This is a genomic window from Pseudomonas sp. AC193 (assembly GCF_979258075.1).
This window is the reverse complement of the sequence record NZ_OZ409832.1, coordinates 4,739,990-4,763,933: the sequence shown is the minus strand read 5'-3', so window position 1 is coordinate 4,763,933 and position 23,944 is coordinate 4,739,990. Positions and strand designations below refer to the sequence as shown.

Below are 23,944 nucleotides of genomic sequence, written 5' to 3'. Positions count from 1 at the left end.
TCGGCGCGCCGTGGGTGCGTCTTTGCTTTATCAGATGGAGAGCGCTATGGCTTGGAATGAGCCGGGTGGCAACTCGAATAATCAGGATCCTTGGGGTGGCAAACGCCGCAATAACGGCGACCGCAAGGGGCCACCAGATCTCGACGAGGCCTTCCGAAAGCTGCAGGAAAGCCTGAACGGGTTGTTCGGTGGTGGTAAAAAACGCGGTGATGACGGCGGGGGTTCCGGCAAAAGCCGTGGCGGCTTCGGCGGTCTGATCGGCATCGTCCTCGTCGTGCTGGCGGCTATCTGGCTGTACAGCGCGGTCTATGTGGTCGACGAGCAGGAGCAGGCCGTGGTGCTGCGCTTCGGCAAGTACTACGAGACTGTTGGCCCGGGCCTGAACATCTACCTGCCGCCGATCGACAAGAAGTACATGGAAAACGTAACGCGTGAGCGTGCGTACACCAAGCAGGGCCAGATGCTCACCGAAGACGAGAACATCGTCGAAGTGCCGCTGACCGTGCAGTACAAGATCAGCAACCTGCAGGACTTCGTGCTGAACGTCGATCAGCCGGAAATCAGCCTGCAACATGCGACCGACAGTGCCCTGCGCCACGTGGTGGGTTCGACCGCCATGGATCAGGTGCTGACCGAAGGTCGTGAATTGATGGCCAGCGAAATCAAGGAGCGTCTGCAACGCTTCCTCGATACTTACCGCACCGGTATCACTGTGACTCAGGTCAACGTACAGAACGCGGCAGCCCCGCGTGAAGTGCAGGAAGCCTTCGATGACGTGATCCGCGCCCGTGAAGACGAGCAGCGTTCGCGCAACCAGGCTGAAACCTACGCCAACGGCGTCGTGCCGGAAGCCCGTGGTCAGGCCCAGCGAATCATCGAAGATGCCAACGGTTATCGTGACGAAACGGTCTCGCGTGCCAAGGGTGAGGCAGACCGCTTCACCAAACTGGTCGCCGAGTATCGCAAGGCACCTGAAGTCACCCGCGAGCGTCTGTACCTGGACACCATGCAGGAAGTCTTCAGCAACACCAGCAAGGTACTCGTGACCGGTAACAAGAACGGCCAGAGCAACCTGTTGTACCTGCCGTTGGACAAAATGATTCAGAACAGCTCGGGCAGCAATGCGCCGGTCACCGGTTCGGCCGCTGCCAGCAACAACACGGATGCCGCGCCGCACGTCACTGACCTGCCGCAGACGCGCACAAGGGAGACCCGCTGATGAGCAATAAATCGCTGATCGCCCTGATCGTTGGCGTCGTTGTGCTACTGGTGGGCTGGAACTGCTTCTACATCGTCGCTCAGACCGAGCGTGCGGTGCTGCTGCAATTCGGTCGCGTGGTTCAGGCTGATGTTCAGCCGGGCCTCCATGTGAAAGTGCCTTACGTTAACCAGGTGCGTAAATTCGACGCACGTCTGATGACGCTGGATGCACCGACACAGCGCTTCCTGACCCTGGAAAAGAAAGCCGTGATGGTCGATGCCTACGCCAAGTGGCGCGTGAAAGATGCCGAGCGCTTCTACACCGCAACTTCCGGCCTCAAGCAAATCGCCGACGAGCGTCTGTCCCGCCGTCTCGAATCCGGTCTGCGTGACCAGTTCGGTAAGCGCACCCTGCACGAAGTGGTGTCGGGTGAGCGTGATGCACTGATGGCTGACATCACCGCATCGCTGAACTCGATGGCGGAAAAAGAGCTGGGTATCGAAGTTATCGATGTCCGGGTCAAAACCATCGATCTGCCGAAAGAAGTAAACCGCAGCGTGTTCGAACGTATGAGCACCGAGCGTGAGCGTGAAGCTCGCGAGCACCGCGCCAAGGGTAACGAGCTGGCAGAAGGCATCCGTGCCGACGCCGATCGTCAACGCCGCGTGCTGCTGGCTGAAGCCTATCGTGAATCCGAAGAGGTTCGCGGTGACGGTGACGCCCAGGCCGCTGCGATCTACTCCAAGGCCTACGGTCAGGATCAAGAGTTCTACGGTTTCTACCGTAGCCTGCGCGCCTACCGTGAAAGCTTCGCGAACAAATCCGACGTCCTGGTCCTCGACCCAAGCAGCGACTTCTTCCGTTACCTGGAAAAGTCCAAGCCTTGATACGACGTTGACCTGAATCATTCCGCCCGGCGGCTAAAACCTCGGGCGGGGTGATCCTTTCGGAAAACGTGTGTATGATGCGGCAGCCGGGAAATTCCCGGCTTTTTTGCGTCTGCACGTTTGATTGCTGTTTTTTGTTGCAGGCAACGGGTTGAATGGCCCGACCGTTTTTCGAGGAAAGTGATGGGCGAAGCCGCTGACAGGCCTTTCGCTGCGTCGTTCATGCGCGTGCGTTTTGAACGGACTGATCATTTTCTGCTTCACTCAAGGCTCGCCCTCGTGCTGGCCGCCCGGATCAAAGGGGAATGGCGTAATGGCAACGGTAGACCGCTGGCTGCTGCCAGATGGCATCGAAGAAGTACTGCCACCGGAGGCGGCGCGCATTGAAGTCGCGCGTCGTCAGGTGTTGGATCTGTTCCAGAGCTGGGGTTACGAGTTTGTCGTGACTCCCCATATCGAGTACCTGGAATCCCTGCTGACCGGCGCGGGCCAGGATCTGGATCTGCGTACCTTCAAGGTCATCGACCCGCAATCGGGCCGGCAGATGGGTTTCCGGGCGGACATCACGCCGCAAGTGGCGCGCATCGATGCGCACACCCTGCGACGCGAAGGCCCGAGCCGTCTGTGCTACGCCGGCAGCGTGCTGCATGCGCAACCGCGTGCATTGTCGTCCTCGCGCAGCCCGATCCAGTTGGGCGCCGAGTTGTACGGCGACGCCAGCCCGAGCAGCGACGTTGAAGTGATCAGCCTGATGCTGGCCATGCTGCAACTGGCCGATGTGCCGGATGTGCACATGGATCTGGGGCATGTCGGCATTTACCGTGGTCTGGCGCGTGCCGCCGGTCTGTCTGGTGAAGTCGAGCAGCAGTTGTTCGATGCCCTGCAACGCAAGGCCATCGACGAGGTCATTACCTTGACCGAAGGTCTGCCGGCCGATCTGTCCGGCATGCTGCGTGCGCTGGTTGATCTGTGCGGCGGCCGTGAAGTGTTGAGCGCTGCCCGCGAGCGTCTGGCGAATGCGCCGGCGCCGGTTCTGGCAGCACTGGAAGATTTGCTGGCGATCGCCGAGCGTCTGTCGGCACGCTTCCCGGAGCTGCCGCTGTACTTCGATCTGGGCGAGCTGCGTGGCTACCACTACCACACCGGTGTGGTGTTCGCGGTGTTTGTGCCGGGCGTTGGCCAGTCCATCGCTCAGGGCGGTCGCTACGACGACATCGGCGCCGATTTTGGTCGCGCTCGTCCGGCGACAGGTTTTTCCACCGATTTGAAAACCCTGGTGACCCTGGGGCGTGCTGAGATCGAGCTACCGTCTGGCGGTATCTGGATGCCTGACAGTACGGATGCGGCACTCTGGCAGCAGGTTTGCCAGTTGCGCAGTGAGGGTCAGCGTGTCGTTCAGGCGTTGCCTGGACAACCTTTGGCCGCCGCCCGTGATGCGGACTGCGACCGGCAATTGATTCAGCAGAACGGGCTTTGGCAAGTTTCGCCACTGGCTTCTTGAGTTTTCCTGCCGGCCATCGCCGGCACCAAGTTTGCGCGAATGAGGACAAGTGTTATGGGTAAGAATGTCGTAGTCCTGGGCACCCAATGGGGTGATGAGGGCAAAGGCAAGATCGTTGATCTGCTGACCGAACATGCTGCCGCCGTAGTGCGCTACCAAGGTGGCCACAACGCTGGTCACACCCTGGTGATCGACGGCGAAAAAACCGTTTTGCACCTGATCCCGTCGGGCGTGCTGCGCGAAGGCGTGCAGTGCCTGATCGGCAACGGCGTGGTGGTTGCACCAGACGCCCTGCTGCGCGAGATCACCAAGCTGGAAGAGAAAGGCGTACCGGTGCGCGAGCGTCTGCGTATCAGCCCGTCCTGCCCGCTGATCCTGTCCTTCCACGTAGCGCTGGATCAGGCTCGTGAAAAGGCCCGTGGCGAGCTGAAGATCGGTACTACCGGTCGCGGCATCGGCCCGGCGTACGAAGACAAGGTTGCTCGTCGTGGCCTGCGTGTTGGCGACCTGCTGAACATGCCGCGCTTCGAAGACAAGCTGCGTGAACTGGTGGATTACCACAACTTCATGCTGGTCGGTTACTACAAAGAGCCGGCGATCGAGTTCGAAAAGACTCTGGCCGAGTGCAAGGAATACGCTGAGCTGCTCAAGCCGTTGATGCTCGACGTGACTGCCGAGCTGCACGACCTGCGTCGCGCCGGCAAAGACATCATGTTCGAAGGCGCCCAGGGTTCGTTGCTCGACATCGACCACGGCACCTACCCGTACGTGACCAGCTCCAACACCACAGCCGGTGGCGTGGCGACTGGTTCGGGCGTTGGCCCGATGTTCCTGGACTACATCCTGGGCATCACCAAGGCTTACACCACTCGCGTCGGTTCGGGCCCGTTCCCGACTGAGCTGTTCGACGAAGTCGGCGCGCACCTGGCCAAGCAAGGTCACGAGTTCGGCGCTACCACCGGCCGTGCCCGTCGTTGCGGCTGGTTCGACGCCGTTATCCTGCGTCGCGCTATCGATGTGAACAGCATCTCGGGCATCTGCCTGACCAAGCTGGACGTACTCGACGGTCTGGAAACCATCAACATCTGCGTCGGCTACAAAGACGCGCAAGGCAACGCCGTTGCTCCGACCGACGCTGACAGCTACGTAGGCCTGCAGCCTGTGTACGAAGAAGTGCCGGGCTGGACTGAATCGACCGTGGGTGCAAAAACCCTGGAAGAGCTGCCGGCTAACGCTCGTGCCTACATCAAGCGCGTTGAAGAGTTGATCGGCGCACCGATCGACATTATTTCGACGGGCCCGGATCGCAACGAAACCATCGTTCTGCGTCATCCGTTTGCTTGATAAGTCGTTGATGTAAAAAACAAAGGCCCCTTAATCGGGGCCTTTGTCGTTTATGCCTGTCGGACGGCATGACCTTTGCTGTGAAACTTCCTACAAGAGTGCCATCAAATTAATGGCGTCAGAAGTAGAGGTATTCACAGTGTCGGCCGTTCTCTCACTGTTACAAAGCCGTTTGTTGCGCCCGGTATTCGTTACCCTTGGTATCGCCCTTTTGGTGCAAGTGCTGGTGGCCGTCGCCCTGACACGGAGCACCGTCACGGCGCTGGAAGCCGATCTGGCCGTGCGCCTCGGTGCCGACAGCCAGAAACTCTCTGGTGAGCTGGAGCAGGCCGGACGTGAAGTCACGTCGAGCCTGGACAACCTTTCCAGCAGCACCCGCCAGCGCTTGACCGCCGGTTTGTCCACGCGTCTGAAGGATGAGCAGGCACAGCTGCGTGCGACTCTGGAAAAAGACCTCAAGGACTCGGCCAATGACATGGCGCAACTGCTCGCCTCCGTTGCGCCGCGCGCGATGTGGGACAGCGACGTGCCGACCCTCTCCGAATTCGCCCGTCGTGCCCAGCGCAATCCCAACGTGCTGTTCGTGGTGTACGACGATGCCACCGGCCAGCACCTGACCCGTTATCTCAACCGCGAAAACCCGATCAACAAAGCCTTGCTGGAGAAAGGCCAAGGCGAGCGTGCGCTGGATAAAGTGCTGGATGCGGCGAAAAACGACCCATCCGTTTACTACCTTGAAGCCTCGATCAATCCCAACGGCGTGGAAATCGGCAAGGTGCTGATGGGTGTTTCCACGGCGTCAGTGGAAACCGATCTGGCCGCGCTGGATAAACGCTTTTCGGCGCTGATCGCCAGCAGTGATCAGCTGGTCGGCGACAGCCTTCAAGGTGCCGCCGCCGATAGCGCGAAAGCCATGCAAGCGCGTCTGCAATCGGCGCAATCCACCGCTGCTGAAATGAAAGCCAACACCGCCAGCACCGTGCAAGAAGCAGCGGCGACGCTGCGCTGGAGAATCGGTCTGGGCCTGGCGCTGGTCGGCTGCGGCGTGCTGCTGTTGCTGGCCGTGGTGTTGGGCCATCGCGTGGTCAATCGCCTGAAGATGCTCAATGCCGCGATGGATGATCTGGCAGCGGGCGAGGGCGATCTGACCAAGCGGGTGCAGATCAACAGCAAGGACGAAATCGGCGACATGGCTTCGGCGGTCAATCGCTTTGTCGATAAGTTGCAGCCGATCGTGCGCGAGGCGGGCGATGTCGCCCAGCGTACCGGCGTGGAAATCGGCGCGATGACTCTGCGCAATGCTGGTGCCGATGCAGCGGCCGGGATGCAGCGTGATGAAGTGGCGGAGAGTCTGCGCGCACTGTCGCAAATGGCCGACGAGGCACAGTCGGAAAGCCATGCGATGCAGGCGGCGTTGAAGCAGGTGGTGGATATTCGTCAGGCCACTGATGAGAACACGCGCACGTCGGCCAAGGTCGGCGGCTTGATTGAGGCGTTGGCGGGACAGGTCGACACTGGAGCGAAAGTCATCCAGCGATTGGCGCAGCAGAGTGAACAGATTGAAGTGGTGCTGACGGTGATCCACGGGATCGCCGAGCAGACCAATTTGCTGGCACTGAACGCGGCAATTGAAGCGGCGCGCGCGGGTGAAACCGGGCGTGGGTTCGCGGTAGTGGCGGACGAGGTGCGTGCGTTGGCGAGCAAGACGCAAAGCTCCACCGGCGATATTCAGGCGCACATTGTTGCTTTGCAGCAGGGTGCGCGTGAGGCGGTTGAGGCGATTGGTCAGGCCGGGCGTCAGGCTAGCGAAGGCTTGCTGGTGTTGCGCGACAGTGCGCGCTTGCAGCAATCGGTGCAGGCCTCGGTTGAGCAGGTGCATGCGGCGATTGGTCTGGCGACGCAGGCAGCGGCGCATCAGGCGCAGGGTGCGCAGGCGGTGCGTGGGCGGGTTGAGACGATTCATGCGCAGGCCGAGAAAGCGGCGCAGGCGGTGGTGGAAACCACGGCGAGTGGCAAGGTGCTGGATGGGTTGGCTGCACAGCTGAAGGCGAGTCTGGGGCAGTTCAGGGCTTGATGGTGTGATTAAGGGCCCTTTCGCGAGCAAGCCCGCTCCCACATGTTGACCGAGTTCCAGCGCTGGAATGTGATCAAAATGTGGGAGCGGGCTTGCTCGCGAAGGCGATTTCAGCGGCTCAGATACATCCGCGTCGTCAATAGATACACCGGCAACCCGGACACCAAAATCAACAACGCCGCATAAGGCGCCGCCGCCGCAAACTCGACATTCGCGGTATGCGCCCAGACCTCAGTCGCTAGCGTGTTAAGCCCGGTCGGACTCAGCAGCAGCGTCGCCGTCAATTCCTTCATCGCATCGAGAAACACCAGCGCAAACGCCGCGCCCAATGCCGGGAAAATAATCGGCAGCGTCACCCGGCAAAACGCCGTGAACGACGAAGCGCCCAGCGTCCGTGCAGCCTCTTCAAGCTGCGGCGCAGCCTTGTTCAGTGCAGTACGAATCGGTGCCTGCGCCAGCGGCAGAAACAGCAGCGCATAAGCGATCAGCAACAACCCCGAAGTCTGGTACAGCGCCGGCACGTAATGCAGGGCGAAATACACCAGCGTCAGCGCAATCACCAAGCCCGGCAGCGCATGCAACAGGTACGGCAGACGCTCAGCCCAAATCGCCAATTGGCCTTTGTAGCGCACCACCAGCAAACCCACCGGCACTGCCAGCACCAGGCACAACGCCGCGCCGCCCAGTGACAACGCCAGCGACGACAGCAGCGCTTCGGTGATCGCCGCCACCGGAAAGGCTGCCGACGAACCGACCGCCAGCCAGTACGCCAGCATCCCCAGCGGAATTCCGCTGCCGACAATCGCCAGCGCCAGACAATAAAACTGACCCAGCGAAGCCCAGCGACCTAATCGAACTTGCTCCGCCTGACGCGCCGCGCCTTGCCCGGTGCGCACATGCCGGCCTTTGCCACGTACGCGCAGTTCCAGCCACAACAGCAGCAGACACAGTGCCAACAACACCGCGGAAAGCATCGCTGCGTTGGCGTTACTGAATTCCAGCTCGAACTGTTGATAGATCGCGGTAGTGAACGTTTGCAGGCCGATGATCGACAGCGCGCCGAATTCCACCAGCATGTGCAAGGCAATCAGCAGCGAACCGGCCAACAGCGACGGCCAGAGCAGCGGCAGGGTGACGCGGAAAAACACCCCCCAGCGATTCTGCCCGAGGGTGCGTGCGGATTCTTCAAGGGAGGGATCGAGATTGCGCAGGGTCGCCGCTACCGGCAGAAAGATCAGCGGATACTTCGACAGGCTCATCACCAGAATCGCCCCGCCGAGCCCTTCGAACTGCGCGCTCAAAGAAACCCAGGTAAAGCTGCTGACAAACGCCGGCACTGCGAACGGCAGGCACAGAATCACGCCCCACAAGCGCCGCCCCGGCAGATTGCTGCGTTCCAGCAGCCACGCCAGCGATAGACCGATCACGCCGCAGGTAATCGTCACGCCAACCATCAATGCCAGCGTATTGCGCAGCAAGCCGAACACGTACGGGCGCCACAGCAAGTGCAGCGCCTCGGCCCAACCGGCCTGCCAGGCTTTCAGTCCGACGTAGGCGAGCGGCAAAAGGCTGAGCACCACCAGTAGCAACACTGGCAGCACCAGCCAGATCGACGGCCGCTTACGCTTTGGTACGTAACCCCCGCGCGCGGCGGGGGCGGATAACGATGCGGCCATCAGTTCAAGCCAACTTCACGTTCCAGTTCCAGCGCTTCTTCGGCATTGCCCAGATCGGCCGGCGTTACATTCGGCGCTTCCAGCTCGCTGAACGGCTTAAGCCCGCGATCCGATTCCATGCCTTTGTGCAGCGGATATTCGGCGGTGGTCTGAGTGATCACGCGCTGACCTTCTTCGCTGGCCATGTAGGCGAGGAATTGCTGGGCTTCTTTAGGATGCTTGCTGGATTTCAGCACGGCAGCGCTCGATACGGTGATCAAGCCACCGACATCGCCGCCAGTGAAGTAATGCAGTTTCGAGTCGAGTTGGCCTTTCTCGCGCTGCAGGGCGAACCAGTAGTAGTTGTTCACCAGTACGGTAGCGACTTCGCCGTTTTCCACCGCTTTGAGCGCGACCATGTTGTTGCTGTAGGTTTTGCCGAATGCGCGCAGGCCAGTCAGCCATTCTTCGGCAGCGTCACGACCGTGCAGCTTGATGATCGCTACGGCTTGTTCCTGGAACGCGCCGCTAGTTGGTACGAAGCCGACTTTGCCTTGCCACTGCGGATCAGAGAATTCCATCACCGATTTCGGCAGGTCTTTTTCATCGACCAGTTTCGGGTTGTAGGCAACCACGCGAACGCGCGCTGTGACGCCGATCCAGGTGCCGTTGCCGGCTACATATTTTTCCGGAAGCACAGCCAAAGTGGCGTCATCGGTTTTCGCCAGCAGGCCGAGTTCGCCGAGATTGTTAAGCGGCGGCGATTCTTCGGTGTAGATCACATCGGCGGGGGAGCGGTCGCCTTCTTCGATGACCTGGCTGGCGAGCTGATTGCTGCTGCCTTTGCGGACATTGACGTGAATGCCGGTTTTGGCTTCGAAGGCTTTGGCGATCGCGTCGCCGACTTCCTTGTGCTGGCCGTTATAGAGAGTCAGGGAAACCGCATCGGCAGCCTGGGTGAGGGGAGTGGCGAGCGCCAGGCCGAGGAGGGTGAAGGTCAGGCCTCGGCGCAGGGTATTTCGAAACGTCATTCGCAGGGTTCCTCACTGTCGCATTGCAAAAACTTGCAACAATGATAAACGATATTGTTTCTCAAGTGCGCCTTGCGAGAGGCCGCCAGCTCTGATACGACGACTTCGTTGAACCGTAGGAGCTGCCGAAGGCTGCGATCTTTTGATCTTGCTCTTTGGAAAAACAAGATCAAAAGATCGCAGCCTTCGGCAGCTCCTACATGGTGATATCAGGGTTTCGGGAAGCCAGAAACGCAAAAACCCGCTTTCGCGGGTTTTTGTGAAATCCAAGGCCGTAACCTTGAATTTGAATTGGTGCCCAGAAGAAGACTCGAACTTCCACGACCTTGCGGTCACCAGCACCTGAAGCTGGCGTGTCTACCAATTTCACCATCTGGGCAATCATCGCTAGCGTTGCCGCTGTTGATGTGGCGCACTATACGGAGCGCTTTTTAATCTGTAAACCCCTGATTTAATTTTAATAAATCGGTTTTAACAAAAGCGTTCCTTAGAATGCAAAAAACCCGCTTTCGCGGGTTTTTGTGTGAGTCTTGAAACTGATCTAGTCTCAAACTCTAAATTGGTGCCCAGAAGAAGACTCGAACTTCCACGACCTTGCGGTCACCAGCACCTGAAGCTGGCGTGTCTACCAATTTCACCATCTGGGCAGTATCGGCAACGCTGTGCGTCGTCGATGGCGCGCACTATACGGAGCGTCTTTTTAACTGTAAACCCCTCTCAGCAAAAAACATGATTTTTTTTACCAGCGGTGGTCAAAACGGCTTTCAAGCAACGCTACAGCCCCGGATACGCGCCTTATAGAAGCGGAAATTTCCCGTTTCATGGCGCCTATGCCAAACTAACCCGCATATAGACAAGGTGAAAACTCTCTAATGGCCGATTGGCAGTCCCTCGATCCCGAGGCCGCTCGTGAAGCGGAAAAATATGAAAACCCTATTCCTAGCCGCGAACTGATCCTGGCGCACCTCGCCGATCGGGGTTCGCCTGCTGCCCGCGAGCAACTGGTCGAAGAGTTTGGTCTGACCACAGAAGACCAGATCGAAGCCCTGCGCCGCCGCCTGCGCGCCATGGAGCGCGACGCTCAACTGATCTACACCCGCCGCGGCACGTACGCGCCGGTCGACAAGCTCGACCTGATCCTCGGTCGCATCAGCGGTCACCGTGACGGTTTCGGCTTCCTGGTGCCGGACGACGGCAGCGACGACCTGTTCATGAGCCCGGCGCAGATGCGTCTGGTGTTTGACGGTGACCGTGCGCTGGCCCGTGTTTCCGGTCTTGACCGTCGCGGTCGCCGCGAAGGCGTGATCGTCGAAGTGGTTTCGCGTGCTCACGAAACCATCGTCGGTCGCTACTTCGAAGAAGGCGGCATCGGTTTCGTCGTTGCCGACAACCCGAAGATCCAGCAAGAAGTGCTGGTCACGCCGGGCCGTAATGCCAACGCGCAGATCGGTCAGTTCGTCGAGGTGAAAATCACCCACTGGCCAACGCCGCGCTTCCAGCCGCAAGGCGATGTGGTCGAAGTGGTCGGCAACTACATGGCGCCGGGCATGGAAATCGATGTTGCCCTGCGCACTTACGACATTCCGCACGTCTGGCCCGAAGCCGTACTGAAAGAAGCCGCCAAGCTCAAGCCGGAAGTCGAAGAAAAAGACAAAGAGAAGCGCGTCGACCTGCGCCATCTGCCGTTCGTCACCATCGACGGCGAAGATGCCCGCGACTTCGACGATGCGGTTTATTGCGAAGCCAAACCGGGCAAGCTGCGCCTGTTCTCCGGCGGCTGGAAGTTGTACGTGGCGATTGCCGATGTTTCCAGCTACGTGAAAATCGGTTCGGCGCTGGACAACGAAGCGCAAGTGCGCGGCAACTCGGTGTACTTCCCCGAGCGTGTCGTGCCGATGCTGCCTGAGCAACTGTCCAACGGCCTCTGCTCGCTGAACCCGCACGTCGATCGTCTGGCTATGGTTTGCGAGATGACCATCTCCAAATCCGGCGAAATGACCGACTACTGCTTCTATGAGGCGGTGATCCATTCCCACGCTCGCCTGACGTACAACAAAGTCAGCGCGATGCTGGAAACGCCGAAAGTCACCGAGGCGCGTCAGCTTCGCGGTGAGTACAACGACGTTCTGCCGCACCTCAAGCAGCTTTATGCGCTGTACAAGGTGCTGCTGGCGGCTCGTCACGTACGTGGCGCGATCGATTTCGAAACGCAGGAAACCCGAATCATCTTCGGTACCGAGCGCAAGATTGCCGAGATCCGTCCGACCACCCGTAACGATGCGCACAAGCTGATCGAAGAATGCATGCTGGCGGCTAACGTGGCCACCGCCGAGTTCCTCAAGAAGCACGAAATTCCTGCGCTGTACCGCGTCCACGATGGCCCGCCACCAGAGCGTCTGGAAAAACTCCGTGCCTTCCTTGGCGAGCTCGGCCTGTCCCTGCATAAAGGCAAGGACGGCCCGTCGCCGAAGGACTACCAGGCACTGCTGGCGAGCATCAAGGATCGTCCGGATTTCCACCTGATCCAGACCGTGATGCTGCGTTCGCTGAGCCAGGCGGTGTACAGCGCTGACAATCAGGGCCACTTCGGCCTGAATTACGAAGCCTATACCCACTTCACCTCGCCGATCCGTCGTTACCCGGATTTGCTCACGCACCGCGCAATCCGCAGCGTGATCCATTCGAAGCAGGACACTCCGCACGTTCGCCGTGCCGGTGCGATGACCATTCCGAAAGCGCGTATCTATCCGTACGACGAAGCGGCGCTGGAGCAACTCGGCGAGCAGTGCTCGATGAGCGAGCGCCGTGCCGACGAAGCGACCCGCGACGTGGTGAACTGGCTCAAGTGCGAGTTCATGAAGGATCGCGTGGGCGAGTCGTTCCCTGGCGTGATCACGGCGGTGACCGGTTTTGGTCTGTTCGTCGAACTGACTGATATCTACGTCGAAGGCCTGGTGCACGTCACCGCGCTGCCGGGCGATTACTACCACTTCGATCCTGTGCATCACCGCTTGGCGGGCGAGCGCACCGGTCGTAGCTTCCGTCTCGGCGATACCGTTGAAGTGCGCGTCATGCGCGTTGACCTCGACGAGCGCAAGATCGACTTCGAGATGGCCGAAAAAACCATCAGCGCGCCGATCGGTCGCAAAAAGCGTGGTGCTGAAACTGCCGCGCCAGCCGCGAAGGAAAAAGCCGAAGCGGCTCCTGCAAAAACCGCAGGTCGCCGTCCAGCGAAAGAGAAAGCTCCTGAAGCCTATCGTCCAAGCGACGCTGTGGCGAAAAACGCCGAGCTGCGTAAAAGCCGTGAAATGAAGAAGGCTCTGCTTTCCGACGCCAAAAACGGTGGTAAAGCGGCGCCTGGGGGAAAGACCGGGCGGTCGGCGCCTGAAAAGGCCTCCGGCGGCAAGTCAGCAAAACCGAGCAAACATCGTAAAGGCCCGCCAAAAGCGGGTGCTGCTCCAGCCAAAAGTGGCGGGGCGCGTAAACCGAAGGCGAAGTCATGAGTCAGTTGGAAAAAATCTACGGCGTTCACGCGGTAGAAGCTTTGCTGCGTCACCACCCGAAGCGCGTCAAGCAGATCTGGCTGGCGGAAAGCCGCAACGATCCGCGCGTGCAGACCCTGGTTGAGCTGGCCAACGAAAACCGTGTCCAGGTCGGTCAGGCCGAGCGCCGCGAAATGGACGCTTGGGTTGAAGGCGTTCACCAAGGCGTGGTCGCGGAAGTCAGCCCGAGCCAGGTCTGGGGCGAAGCGATGCTCGACGAGCTGCTTGATCGCACTGACGGCGCACCGTTGCTGCTGGTGCTCGACGGCGTGACCGATCCGCACAACCTCGGCGCCTGCCTGCGTTCGGCCGATGCGGCGGGTGCGCTGGCGGTGATCGTGCCGAAAGACAAGTCGGCAACCCTGACGCCGGTCGTGCGTAAAGTGGCCTGCGGCGCGGCGGAAGTGATTCCGTTGGTGGCCGTGACCAACCTTGCGCGCACCCTGGAAAAGCTTCAGCAGCGCGGTCTGTGGGTTGTCGGCACAGCAGGCGAAGCTGAAGTCAGCATCTACGACCAGGATCTGACGGGCCCGACCATTCTGATCATGGGCGCCGAAGGCAAAGGCATGCGTCGCCTGACCCGCGAACACTGCGACTATCTGGTGAAGCTGCCGATGGCCGGTAGCGTCAGCAGCCTTAACGTCTCGGTCGCGACGGGCGTCTGCCTGTTCGAAGCGCAGCGCCAGCGCGGCGTAAAAGCCAAGCCTGCTACCAAGAAATCCTGATTCCAAAACGATCCAAATGTGGGAGCGGGCTTGCTCGCGAAAACGGTGTGTCAGGCGACATTAATGTTGCCTGATGTATCGCATTCGCGAGCAAGCCCGCTCCCACAGTGGTTTTGCGTCGGGGCGAAGATTGGTGATTGTTCAAATAATCACCAATTGCCTTGCACCTCTTCTGTCCCTTCTCTACAATTGCGCCCCTTGCTGTGACGGCAGGCACGCATGTGCCCCGCGCCAGCAAGTCCATAAGTGTCATTCACTCCTTGTCTGACCGTTTTTGAGCGGCAGGCTACAACCCGTAAGGAGCATTCATGCGTCATTACGAAATCATCTTTTTGGTTCACCCGGATCAAAGCGAGCAAGTCGGCGGCATGGTTGAGCGTTACACCAAGCTGATCGAAGAAGACGGCGGCAAAATCCACCGTCTGGAAGATTGGGGCCGTCGTCAACTGGCCTACGCAATCAACAATGTTCACAAGGCTCACTACGTGATGCTGAACGTTGAGTGCACTGGCAAGGCCCTGGCCGAGCTGGAAGACAACTTCCGCTACAACGATGCAGTGATCCGTAACCTGGTCATCCGTCGCGAAGAAGCCGTTACCGGCCAATCCGAGATGCTCAAGGCTGAAGAAAACCGCAGTGAGCGCCGTGAGCGTCGCGACCGTCCTGAGCACGAAGGCGCTGAAAGCGCTGATAGTGATGACAGCGACAACAGCGATAACGCTGACGAGTAATCCACGGACCTTTTAAGGAGCCTATCAAATGGCACGTTTCTTCCGTCGTCGTAAATTCTGCCGCTTCACCGCTGAAGACGTGAAGGAGATCGATTACAAAGATCTCAACACTCTGAAAGCCTACGTATCCGAGACCGGCAAAATCGTTCCAAGCCGCATCACCGGTACCAAAGCTCGTTATCAGCGTCAGCTGGCCACCGCTATCAAGCGCGCCCGCTTCCTGGCCCTGCTGGCCTACACCGACAGCCACGGCCGCTGAGACCGGGCAGTCGACAAGTAGCAAAGGATTGAATGCATGCGTGCCTTAGCTGAGTTCATCATGCGCGGCCGCATGCAGGCCACTCTCGTAGTGGCCGGATGTGCAACATTGCCGTTGTTGTATTGGTTGGGTGCCGCCGCCGGGAGCCTCGTGCTGCTGCGGCGCGGATTGACAGACGCCCTTGGTGTTCTGTTGCTGGGACTGCTGCCGGCCTTGGTCTGGTGGTTGTACGCCGATGATCCACGGGCACTTCTGGTGCTGCTGGGGTCTTCGGGGCTTGCGTTGATTTTGCGCGCAAGTGAGTCCTGGGTTCGTACGCTGCTGGCCAGCGTGGCAATAGGAGTGGTGTTTTCAGTGGTGCTCGGGGCGGCGTTTGCGGCCCAGATCGAGATGCTCGCGCAGGCCCTTATCAAGGTAATGCCCGCGCTTCTCGGTGAGACCTACAAGCAATTGTCGGTCGATGAGCAAGCGCGTTTCGCGTCCCTGATTGCACCAGTCCTGACCGGACTGATTGCGGCGTTGTTGCAGATCGTCAGCGTGCTGAGCCTGATTGTCGGGCGTCATTGGCAGGCGTTGTTGTACAACCCGGGTGGTTTTGGTCGCGAGTTTCGCGCCATTCGGATCCCGCTGGGGCCGGCGATGTTACTGCTGGCGTTGATGCTTCTGGGCCCGAATCTCGGTGCACAGATGGCCATGTTGACGCCGTTGTGCAGTGTACCGCTGGTGTTCGCCGGACTTGCCTTGATTCACGGGCTGGTCGGGCAGAAGCGACTGGCCGGTTTCTGGCTGGTGGGGTTGTACGTCACGCTGTTGCTGTTCATGCAGCTGATCTATCCGTTGCTCGTGGTTTTGGCCATTGTCGACAGCCTGATTGATTTTCGCGGTCGTCACGTGTCGAAAGACACCGACAGCGCGAACGGTGAAGGTTAAAAGTTAGAGGATTTTCACATGCAACTGATCCTTCTGGAAAAAGTCACCAACCTGGGCAACCTGGGTGACAAAGTAAACGTTAAGGCCGGTTACGGTCGTAACTACCTGCTGCCTTACGGCAAAGCTACCGCCGCGACCCCAGCGAACATCGCTGCGTTCGAAGAGCGTCGTGCCGAGCTGGAAAAAGCTGCTGCAGACCGTAAAGCATCGGCTGAAAGCCGTGCTGCCCAACTGGCCGAGCTGGAAGTGACCATCACTGCCACCGCTGGCGACGAAGGCAAGCTGTTCGGTTCGATCGGTACTCACGACATCGCTGACGCACTGACCGCCTCCGGCGTTGAAGTGCAGAAGAGCGAAGTTCGTCTGCCGAACGGCACCATCCGCAACGTAGGTGAATTCGACGTGGCTGTGCACCTGCACGCCGAAGTTGAAGCCACCGTACGCGTTGTCGTGGTAGCAGCTTAAGCAACACCTGATCGGCTGGCGGCTTGCCCGTCAGGCGGTTAACATCGGGCACGATCCTGTTTACAGGTCGTGCCCTTTGTCTTTCTGCAATTCCTGATTTTCAACCAAACTCAAGTGGCCATGAACGATATCTCCGCTCCCGAGCAATACGATCTGCAAACCGCTGCCCTGAAGGTGCCGCCGCATTCCATCGAAGCCGAACAGGCTGTACTCGGTGGTCTGATGCTGGACAACAACGCCTGGGAACGCGTGCTCGATCAAGTCTCCGACGGTGATTTCTATCGACATGACCACCGCCTGATCTTCCGTGCAATCGCCAAACTGGCCGATCAGAACTCGCCGATCGACGTCGTGACCCTTGCCGAGCAATTGGACAAGGAAGGTCAGACCTCGCAAGTGGGCGGCCTCGGTTACCTTGGCGAACTGGCGAAAAACACACCGTCCGTCGCCAACATCAAGGCGTATGCGCAGATCGTCCGCCAGCGTGCGACGTTGCGCCAACTGATCGGCATCAGCACCGAGATCGCCGACAGCGCCTTCAACCCGGAAGGGCGCACCGCCGAGGAAATCCTCGACGAAGCCGAGCGTCAGATCTTTGCAATTGCCGAGGCCCGGCCGAAAACCGGTGGCCCAGTAGGCGTGAACGATTTGCTGACCAAGGCAATCGACCGCATCGACACGCTGTTCAACACCGACAACGCGATTACTGGCCTGTCCACCGGCTACACCGACCTCGACGAGAAGACCAGCGGTTTGCAGCCAGCTGACTTGATTATCGTCGCCGGTCGTCCGTCGATGGGTAAAACCACCTTCGCGATGAACCTGGTGGAAAACGCCGTACTGCGCAGCGACAAAGCCGTTCTGGTGTATTCCCTCGAGATGCCAGGCGAATCGCTGGTCATGCGTATGCTCTCCTCGCTGGGCCGCATCGACCAGACCAAGGTGCGTTCCGGCCAGCTAGAAGATGACGACTGGCCGCGACTGACCTCGGCGGTCAACCTGCTCAATGACCGCAAGCTGTTCATCGACGACACCGCCGGTATCAGCCCGTCGGAAATGCGTGCGCGAACCCGGCGTCTGGCGCGTGAGCACGGTGACATCGGCCTGATCATGATCGACTACCTGCAATTGATGCAGATTCCAGGTTCCGGCGGCGACAACCGCACCAACGAGATTTCGGAAATCTCGCGTTCCTTGAAAGCCCTGGCCAAAGAATTCAACTGCCCGGTGGTGGCGCTGTCGCAGCTCAACCGTTCCCTCGAGCAGCGGCCGAACAAACGCCCGATCAACTCCGACCTCCGGGAATCCGGAGCGATCGAGCAGGATGCTGACGTGATCATGTTCGTGTACCGCGACGAGGTGTATCACCCGGAAACCGAGCATAAAGGCATCGCCGAAATCATTATCGGTAAGCAACGGAACGGGCCAATCGGCTTTATCCGCCTGGCGTTTATCGGTAAGTACACCCGTTTCGAAAACCTTGCGCCGGGCAGCTATAACTTCGACGACGACGAGTAAGCTCTTCATCGTCTGAGCTGACGCCTTCGCGGGCTTGCTCGCGAATGGGGTCGGCACAATTTCCGACCACAGCCGTCGGAATTGGTCAAAATTTGTGCTATATTCCGCGCCCGCGAAATTCAATGAAAGCCAACACCGGTTATCGACATGCAAGCAGCCAAGCCGTTATTTGACTATCCAAAGTACTGGGCCGAATGTTTCGGGCCAGCGCCATTCCTGCCGATGAGCAGGGAGGAGATGGATCAGCTTGGCTGGGATTCCTGCGACATCATCATCGTCACCGGTGATGCCTACGTCGATCACCCGTCGTTCGGCATGGCGATCATCGGCCGGCTGCTGGAGTCACAAGGCTTCCGCGTCGGGATCATTGCCCAGCCAAACTGGCAGTCCAAAGACGATTTCATGAAGCTCGGCGAGCCGAACCTGTTCTTCGGCGTCGCGGCCGGCAACATGGACTCGATGATCAACCGCTACACCGCCGACAAAAAAATCCGTTCCGACGACGCCTATACCCCGGGCGGTATGGCCGGCAAACGTCCGGATCGCGCGAGCCTGGTCTACAGCCAGCGCTGCAAAGAAGCTTACAAAAATGTGCCGATCGTTCTCGGTGGCATCGAAGCCTCCCTGCGCCGCATCGCCCATTACGACTACTGGCAGGATCGCGTGCGTAACTCGATCCTGATCGACGCCTGCGCCGACATTCTGCTGTACGGCAACGCCGAGCGCGCGATTGTCGAAGTCGCCCAGCGTCTGTCCTACGGCCACAAGATCGAAGACATCACCGACGTGCGCGGCACCGCGTTCATTCGTCGTGACACGCCGCAAGGCTGGTACGAAGTTGACTCGACGCGCATTGACCGTCCGGGCAAGGTCGACAAGATCATCAACCCGTACGTGAACACCCAGGACACCCAGGCCTGCGCCATTGAACAGGAAAAGGGCCCGGTCGACGATCCGCAGGAAGCCAAGGTTGTACAGATTCTGGCCAGCCCGCGCATGACTCGTGACAAGACCGTGATCCGCCTGCCGTCGATGGAAAAAGTCCGCGGTGATGCGGTGCTTTATGCCCACGCCAACCGCGTGCTTCACCTCGAAACCAACCCGGGCAACGCCCGCGCGCTGGTGCAGAAGCACGGCGAAGTCGACGTCTGGTTCAACCCGCCGCCGATTCCGATGACCACCGAAGAAATGGACTACGTGTTCGGCATGCCTTACGCCCGTGTTCCGCACCCGGCGTACGGCAAGGAGAAAATCCCGGCCTACGACATGATCCGTTTCTCGGTGAACATCATGCGCGGCTGCTTCGGTGGCTGCACCTTCTGCTCGATCACCGAGCACGAAGGCCGGATCATCCAGAACCGTTCCGAAGAGTCGATCATTCGCGAGATCGAAGAGATCCGCGACAAGGTGCCAGGCTTCACCGGCGTCATCTCCGATCTCGGTGGCCCGACCGCGAACATGTACCGCATCGCCTGCAAAACGCCGGAAATCGAATCCGCGTGCCGCAAGCCGTCCTGCGTATTCCCGGGCATCTGCCCGAACCTGAACACCGACCACTCGTCGCTGATTCAGCTGTACCGCAGCGCCCGTGCCTTGCCGGGTGTGAAAAAGATCCTGATTGCCTCCGGCCTGCGCTACGACCTCGCGGTCGAGTCGCCGGAGTACGTCAAAGAGCTGGTGACCCACCACGTCGGCGGTTACCTGAAGATCGCCCCGGAACACACCGAGGAAGGTCCGCTCAACCAGATGATGAAACCGGGCATCGGCAGCTATGACAAGTTCAAGCGCATGTTCGAGAAGTACACCAAGGAAGCGGGCAAAGAACAGTACCTGATTCCGTACTTCATCGCCGCCCACCCGGGCACCACCGACGAAGACATGATGAACCTGGCCCTGTGGCTCAAGGGCAATGGCTTCCGCGCCGACCAGGTGCAAGCGTTCTACCCGTCGCCGATGGCCACCGCCACCGCGATGTATCACTCGGGCAAGAACCCGCTGCGCAAGGTCACTTACAAGAGTGACGGCGTGAATATCGTCAAGAGCGAAGAGCAGCGTCGTCTGCACAAGGCGTTCTTGCGTTATCACGACCCGAAAGGCTGGCCGATGCTGCGTGAAGCGCTGATCCGCATGGGTCGCGGCGACCTGATTGGTTCGGGCAAGGATCAGTTGATCCCGACGCACCAGCCGACCACCGACAGCTACCAGAGCGCCCGTCGCAAGAACTCGACGCCTGCTGGCAGCCATAAAGTGGCGAAAGAAGGCAAAGAGAAGACCACCAAGATCCTCACGCAGCACACCGGTCTGCCGCCGCGTGCCAGTGATGGTGGTAATCCGTGGGACAAGCGTGAGCAGGCCAAGGCGGCGGCATTTGCCCGTAACCAGCAGGCGGCCAAGGAACGTAAGGACGCCGCGAAAGGCAAAGGGCCGAAACCGACCCGCAAGCCGGTCGTACCGCGCTAAAGCAAACGCCAACCTTAGGGTTGGCGTTTTTTTTTGAGTCAAAAGATCGCAGCCTGCGGCAGCTCCTACAGTGGGATTCGCGTTTCCCTGTAGGAGCTGCCGCAGGCTGCGATCTTTTGATCTTCGCCACATTTAGGCGCAACTTCGCCTAACCATTTCCCCGCATCGCCCGATTTTGGTGCTGTACTGCCCTAAGCATTCCGGGAAAGCGCCCAAGCCTCTGCATGGCATAAGTCTTGCGCGCTTTCGAATACGCTTAGGCTCGCAGGAGGCACGCCGTGTCGATTCATGTCGCATTGCATCACGTCACGCATTACCGCTACGACCGCGCTGTCGAACTCGGCCCGCAGATCGTTCGCCTGCGCCCGGCTGCCCACAGTCGCACGCGGATTTTGTCGTATGCGCTGAAAGTCTCGCCCGAGCAGCATTTCATCAACTGGCAGCAAGACCCGCAGGGCAACTACCTCGCGCGGCTGGTCTTCCCGGAAAAAACCGACGAGTTACGCATCGAGGTCGATCTGCTGGCCGAAATGGCCGTGTTCAATCCCTTCGATTTTTTCCTTGAGCCCTACGCCGAGAAAATCCCTTTTGCCTACGCCCCGGACGAACGCAAAGAGTTAGCGCCGTATCTCGAAACCCTGCCACTGACGCCAAAATTCAGAGCCTATCTGGACGCCATCGACCGCACGCCGCTGCCAGCGGTGGACTTCCTCGTCGCACTCAACCAGCGCCTGAGCGAAGACATCGGCTACCTGATCCGCATGGAACCGGGTGTGCAAACCCCGGAGCACACCCTCGAACACGCCTCCGGCTCCTGCCGCGACTCGGCGTGGTTGCTGGTGCAATTGCTGCGCAACCTCGGGCTGGCCGCGAGGTTTGTATCCGGTTATCTGATTCAACTGACCGCTGATGTGAAAAGCCTCGACGGCCCGTCCGGCACCGAAGTGGATTTCACCGACCTGCACGCTTGGTGTGAGGTGTACTTGCCGGGTGCTGGCTGGATTGGTCTGGACGCCACGTCCGGACTGTTCGCCGGTGAAGGACATATTCCGTTGGCCTGTAGTCCCGATCCGTCCTCGGCGGCGCCGATCAGTGGCTTGGTCGAACCCTGCGAATGCGTGTTCAGCCACGAAATGTCGGTGGAGCGGATCTGGGAGGCGCCGCGCGTCACCAAGCCTTACACCGATGAGCAATGGCTGGCGATTCAAGCGCTGGGCCGGCAGATCGATGCGGATCTGTTAGCCGATGACGTGCGCCTGACCATGGGCGGCGAGCCGACTTTCGTGTCCATCGATGACCCGGACGGCGCCGAGTGGAACACCGCTGCATTGGGCGAGGACAAGCGCCGTCTCTCTGCGGAATTGTTCCAGCGCATGCGCAAACACTACGCACCGAAGGGCCTGGTGCATTTTGGTCAGGGCAAGTGGTATCCCGGCGAGCAACTGCCGCGCTGGTCGCTCAATTGCTACTGGCGCCGCGACGGCGTGCCGGTCTGGCACAACGATGCGCTGATCGCTGACGAGCAACAGGATTACGGCGCCACAGGTGAATTGGCCGGGCGTTTTCTGGCCAGTGTCGCCGAACGCCTGAAATTGCCTACACGTTTTGTATTCCCGGCCTACGAAGATAACTTCTATTACCTGTGGCGCGAGGGCACGCTGCCGAGCAACGTCAGCGCCGAAGACTCGCGCCTGGAGGAGCCGCTGGAGCGCGCACGCCTGCGCAAGGTCTTCAGTCAGGGCCTGAACAAGGTGATCGGCCAAGTGCTGCCTCTGGCGCGCACAGCCAAGGGCGATCAATGGCAAAGCGGCCGCTGGTATCTGCGCGATGAGCATTGCCGTCTGGTGCCGGGGGATTCGCCACTGGGTTATCGCCTGCCGCTCGGTTCGCAGCCGTGGGTGAAAGCCGCCGAGTACCCGTTTATTCATCCTCAGGATCCGAATCAGGATTTTCCCGAGCTGCCGCAAACCACCCAACTCAATCTTCACGGCGACCCGGCGACGTCTGATGAGCGCACGCCAAAAATCGACGAATCCGCCGATTGGCTGACCCGCACCGCGTTCTGTGCCGAAGCCCGCGAAGGGCGTTTGTACCTGTTCATGCCACCGCTGGAGCGGGTCGAAGATTATCTGGAACTGGTCGCGGCCATCGAGGCCACCGCCGAAGAACTGCATTGTCCGGTATTGCTGGAAGGCTACGAGCCGCCTAGCGATCAACGCCTGAGCAACTTCCGCATCACCCCCGATCCGGGCGTGATCGAGGTCAACGTGCAGCCATCGGCGACATGGGACGAGTTGGTTGAGCGCACCGAGTTCCTCTATGAAGAAGCGCGGCAGACGCGGCTCACCACCGAGAAGTTCATGATCGATGGCCGCCACACCGGTACCGGCGGCGGTAACCACTTTGTGCTCGGTGGCGCGATGCCGGCGGATTCGCCGTTCCTGCGCCGCCCTGATCTGCTGCGCAGTCTGATCAGCTACTGGCACAACCATCCTTCGCTGTCGTATCTGTTTTCCGGTTTGTTCATCGGCCCGACGTCGCAGGCGCCGCGTGTCGATGAGGCGCGTAATGACGCGTTGTATGAGCTGGAAATCGCTTTCGCGCAGATGCCGGAGCCGGGCGAGGAATGCGCACCGTGGCTGGTCGATCGATTGCTGCGCAACTTGCTGATCGACGTCACCGGCAATACCCACCGTGCCGAATTCTGCATCGACAAACTGTATTCGCCCGACGGCGCCACCGGGCGTCTCGGCTTGCTGGAGTTGCGCGCCTTTGAAATGCCGCCCCACGCACGCATGAGCCTCGCTCAACAATTATTGCTGCGGGCGCTGGTCGCACGGTTCTGGCGCGAACCTTATGCGCCCACGAAACTGGCGCGCTGGGGCACCGAACTGCACGACCGCTTTTTACTGCCGCACTTTATCGAGCAGGACTTCGCCGACGTCATCGTCGAACTGAACAACGCCGGTTATCCACTGCGGGCGGAATGGTTTGCGGCGCATCTGGAGTTTCGTTTTCCCAAGGTCGGCGATTACGCCGTCAATGGCATCGAACTGGAACTGCGCCAGGCGCTGGAGCCTTGGCATGTGTTGGGTGAGGAGGGCGCGGCGGGCGGCACGGTGCGCTATGTCGATTCATCGCTGGAGCGCTTGCAGGTCAAGATCAAAGGGCTGCCGCCGCAGCGTTATCTGCTGACGTGTAATGGCGTCGCGGTACCGTTGCACCCGACCGGGCGCGTCGGTGAATTCGTCGCCGGTGTGCGTTACCGCGCCTGGCAACCGGCCAACTGCCTGCAACCGACGATACCCGTACATGCACCGCTGGTATTCGACCTGCTCGACACCTGGATGGGTCGATCACTGGGCGGTTGTCAGTACCACGTCGCGCATCCCGGCGGGCGTAATTACGAGACGCTGCCGGTTAACGCTAACGAAGCGGAGAGCCGGCGTATGGCGCGATTCTTCCGCGTCGGACACACGCCAGGGAAACTTCCTATACCGAAGGTGGAAATCACTGACGAGCTACCGATGACAATCGATTTACGACGTTTCCAAATCGTACGCGACGCTTAGATTTTTCGTATATCCGGGCGTCATGTGCCTGCGTTAGTCTGACCGTTCC

Annotated in this window: 16 protein-coding genes and 2 tRNA genes; 14 read left to right on the top strand and 4 right to left on the bottom strand. The window is 59.8% G+C overall.

Going from position 1 to position 23,944, the window contains the following annotated elements:
- The first annotated feature begins 46 nt into the window (after positions 1–46).
- The 5 genes from hflK (at position 47) to ACZZ0D_RS21425 (ending at position 7,007) form a co-directional block, all read left to right on the top strand.
- Entirely contained in the window at positions 47–1,219 is a 1,173-nt protein-coding gene (gene hflK, locus ACZZ0D_RS21445) for an FtsH protease activity modulator HflK (protein ID WP_053116773.1), read from the top strand.
- A complete protein-coding gene (gene hflC / locus ACZZ0D_RS21440; protein WP_053116774.1) occupies positions 1,219–2,088 on the top strand; it encodes a protease modulator HflC in 870 nt (289 codons plus the stop codon). Before hflK ends, hflC begins: the two co-directional genes overlap by 1 nt.
- Before the next feature lie 313 nt (positions 2,089–2,401).
- Complete coding sequence (locus tag ACZZ0D_RS21435) at positions 2,402–3,589, top strand: ATP phosphoribosyltransferase regulatory subunit (protein ID WP_007915833.1); 1,188 nt, start codon at positions 2,402–2,404, stop codon at positions 3,587–3,589.
- A gap of 54 nt (positions 3,590–3,643) precedes the next feature.
- Positions 3,644–4,933 carry an adenylosuccinate synthase gene (locus tag ACZZ0D_RS21430; protein WP_027921980.1) on the top strand — a complete coding sequence of 430 codons (1,290 nt, stop codon included), beginning with the start codon at positions 3,644–3,646 and terminating at the stop codon, positions 4,931–4,933.
- A 139-nt stretch (positions 4,934–5,072) separates the two neighbouring features.
- On the top strand, positions 5,073–7,007 hold the full coding sequence (locus ACZZ0D_RS21425) for a methyl-accepting chemotaxis protein (RefSeq protein WP_159815251.1): 1,935 nt from the start codon (positions 5,073–5,075) through the stop codon (positions 7,005–7,007).
- 110 nt (positions 7,008–7,117) lie between these two features.
- Here the strand turns inward: ACZZ0D_RS21425 and ACZZ0D_RS21420 are convergent, their stop codons facing one another.
- The 4 genes from ACZZ0D_RS21420 to ACZZ0D_RS21405 form a co-directional block, all read right to left on the bottom strand.
- On the bottom strand, positions 7,118–8,683 hold the full coding sequence (locus ACZZ0D_RS21420) for an ABC transporter permease (RefSeq protein WP_463554231.1): 1,566 nt from the start codon (positions 8,681–8,683) through the stop codon (positions 7,118–7,120).
- Positions 8,683–9,693 carry an extracellular solute-binding protein gene (locus ACZZ0D_RS21415; RefSeq protein WP_159815253.1) on the bottom strand — a complete coding sequence of 337 codons (1,011 nt, stop codon included), beginning with the start codon at positions 9,691–9,693 and terminating at the stop codon, positions 8,683–8,685. Before ACZZ0D_RS21415 ends, ACZZ0D_RS21420 begins: the two co-directional genes overlap by 1 nt.
- Positions 9,694–9,985: 292 nt before the next feature.
- Positions 9,986–10,072 (bottom strand) — tRNA-Leu (locus ACZZ0D_RS21410).
- A gap of 181 nt (positions 10,073–10,253) precedes the next feature.
- Positions 10,254–10,340 (bottom strand) — tRNA-Leu (locus tag ACZZ0D_RS21405).
- A gap of 225 nt (positions 10,341–10,565) precedes the next feature.
- Here ACZZ0D_RS21405 and rnr point away from each other — a divergent pair.
- From rnr to ACZZ0D_RS21360, 9 genes are all read left to right on the top strand, one after another.
- A complete protein-coding gene (gene rnr, locus ACZZ0D_RS21400) occupies positions 10,566–13,196 on the top strand; it encodes a ribonuclease R (RefSeq protein ID WP_463554230.1) in 2,631 nt (876 codons plus the stop codon).
- On the top strand, positions 13,193–13,960 hold the full coding sequence (rlmB, locus tag ACZZ0D_RS21395; RefSeq protein ID WP_463554229.1) for a 23S rRNA (guanosine(2251)-2'-O)-methyltransferase RlmB: 768 nt from the start codon (positions 13,193–13,195) through the stop codon (positions 13,958–13,960). The genes rnr and rlmB overlap by 4 nt, the downstream gene beginning before the upstream one ends.
- 308 nt (positions 13,961–14,268) lie before the next feature.
- The gene (rpsF, locus tag ACZZ0D_RS21390; RefSeq protein WP_003217491.1) at positions 14,269–14,691 is read left to right on the top strand and encodes a 30S ribosomal protein S6; all 423 of its coding nucleotides are present in this window, start codon (positions 14,269–14,271) and stop codon (positions 14,689–14,691) included.
- Positions 14,692–14,719: 28 nt separating this feature from the next.
- The gene (gene rpsR / locus ACZZ0D_RS21385; protein WP_002551829.1) at positions 14,720–14,950 is read left to right on the top strand and encodes a 30S ribosomal protein S18; all 231 of its coding nucleotides are present in this window, start codon (positions 14,720–14,722) and stop codon (positions 14,948–14,950) included.
- A 36-nt stretch (positions 14,951–14,986) separates the two neighbouring features.
- The gene (locus ACZZ0D_RS21380) at positions 14,987–15,880 is read left to right on the top strand and encodes a hypothetical protein (protein WP_212544907.1); all 894 of its coding nucleotides are present in this window, start codon (positions 14,987–14,989) and stop codon (positions 15,878–15,880) included.
- 18 nt (positions 15,881–15,898) lie between these two features.
- Positions 15,899–16,345 carry a 50S ribosomal protein L9 gene (gene rplI, locus ACZZ0D_RS21375; RefSeq protein ID WP_042557398.1) on the top strand — a complete coding sequence of 149 codons (447 nt, stop codon included), beginning with the start codon at positions 15,899–15,901 and terminating at the stop codon, positions 16,343–16,345.
- Positions 16,346–16,465: 120 nt separating this feature from the next.
- Entirely contained in the window at positions 16,466–17,863 is a 1,398-nt protein-coding gene (gene dnaB / locus ACZZ0D_RS21370; RefSeq protein WP_053116810.1) for a replicative DNA helicase, read from the top strand.
- Positions 17,864–18,010: 147 nt separating this feature from the next.
- Complete coding sequence (locus ACZZ0D_RS21365) at positions 18,011–20,323, top strand: YgiQ family radical SAM protein (protein WP_053116779.1); 2,313 nt, start codon at positions 18,011–18,013, stop codon at positions 20,321–20,323.
- A 278-nt stretch (positions 20,324–20,601) separates the two neighbouring features.
- On the top strand, positions 20,602–23,895 hold the full coding sequence (locus tag ACZZ0D_RS21360; RefSeq protein ID WP_463554228.1) for a transglutaminase family protein: 3,294 nt from the start codon (positions 20,602–20,604) through the stop codon (positions 23,893–23,895).
- Positions 23,896–23,944 lie beyond the last annotated feature (49 nt).

What these genes read in the sequence shown, in the direction of transcription:
- hflK (WP_053116773.1), top strand. Translation starts at nt 47, where the DNA reads ATGGCTTGGAATGAGCCGGGTGGCAACTCGAATAATCAGGATCCTTGG.
- hflC (WP_053116774.1), top strand. Translation starts at nt 1,219, where the DNA reads ATGAGCAATAAATCGCTGATCGCCCTGATCGTTGGCGTCGTTGTGCTA.
- ACZZ0D_RS21435 (WP_007915833.1), top strand. Translation starts at nt 2,402, where the DNA reads ATGGCAACGGTAGACCGCTGGCTGCTGCCAGATGGCATCGAAGAAGTA.
- ACZZ0D_RS21430 (WP_027921980.1), top strand. Translation starts at nt 3,644, where the DNA reads ATGGGTAAGAATGTCGTAGTCCTGGGCACCCAATGGGGTGATGAGGGC.
- ACZZ0D_RS21420 (WP_463554231.1), bottom strand. Translation starts at nt 8,683, where the DNA reads ATGGCCGCATCGTTATCCGCCCCCGCCGCGCGCGGGGGTTACGTACCA.
- ACZZ0D_RS21415 (WP_159815253.1), bottom strand. Translation starts at nt 9,693, where the DNA reads ATGACGTTTCGAAATACCCTGCGCCGAGGCCTGACCTTCACCCTCCTC.
- rnr (WP_463554230.1), top strand. Translation starts at nt 10,566, where the DNA reads ATGGCCGATTGGCAGTCCCTCGATCCCGAGGCCGCTCGTGAAGCGGAA.
- rlmB (WP_463554229.1), top strand. Translation starts at nt 13,193, where the DNA reads ATGAGTCAGTTGGAAAAAATCTACGGCGTTCACGCGGTAGAAGCTTTG.
- rpsF (WP_003217491.1), top strand. Translation starts at nt 14,269, where the DNA reads ATGCGTCATTACGAAATCATCTTTTTGGTTCACCCGGATCAAAGCGAG.
- rpsR (WP_002551829.1), top strand. Translation starts at nt 14,720, where the DNA reads ATGGCACGTTTCTTCCGTCGTCGTAAATTCTGCCGCTTCACCGCTGAA.
- ACZZ0D_RS21380 (WP_212544907.1), top strand. Translation starts at nt 14,987, where the DNA reads ATGCGTGCCTTAGCTGAGTTCATCATGCGCGGCCGCATGCAGGCCACT.
- rplI (WP_042557398.1), top strand. Translation starts at nt 15,899, where the DNA reads ATGCAACTGATCCTTCTGGAAAAAGTCACCAACCTGGGCAACCTGGGT.
- dnaB (WP_053116810.1), top strand. Translation starts at nt 16,466, where the DNA reads ATGAACGATATCTCCGCTCCCGAGCAATACGATCTGCAAACCGCTGCC.
- ACZZ0D_RS21365 (WP_053116779.1), top strand. Translation starts at nt 18,011, where the DNA reads ATGCAAGCAGCCAAGCCGTTATTTGACTATCCAAAGTACTGGGCCGAA.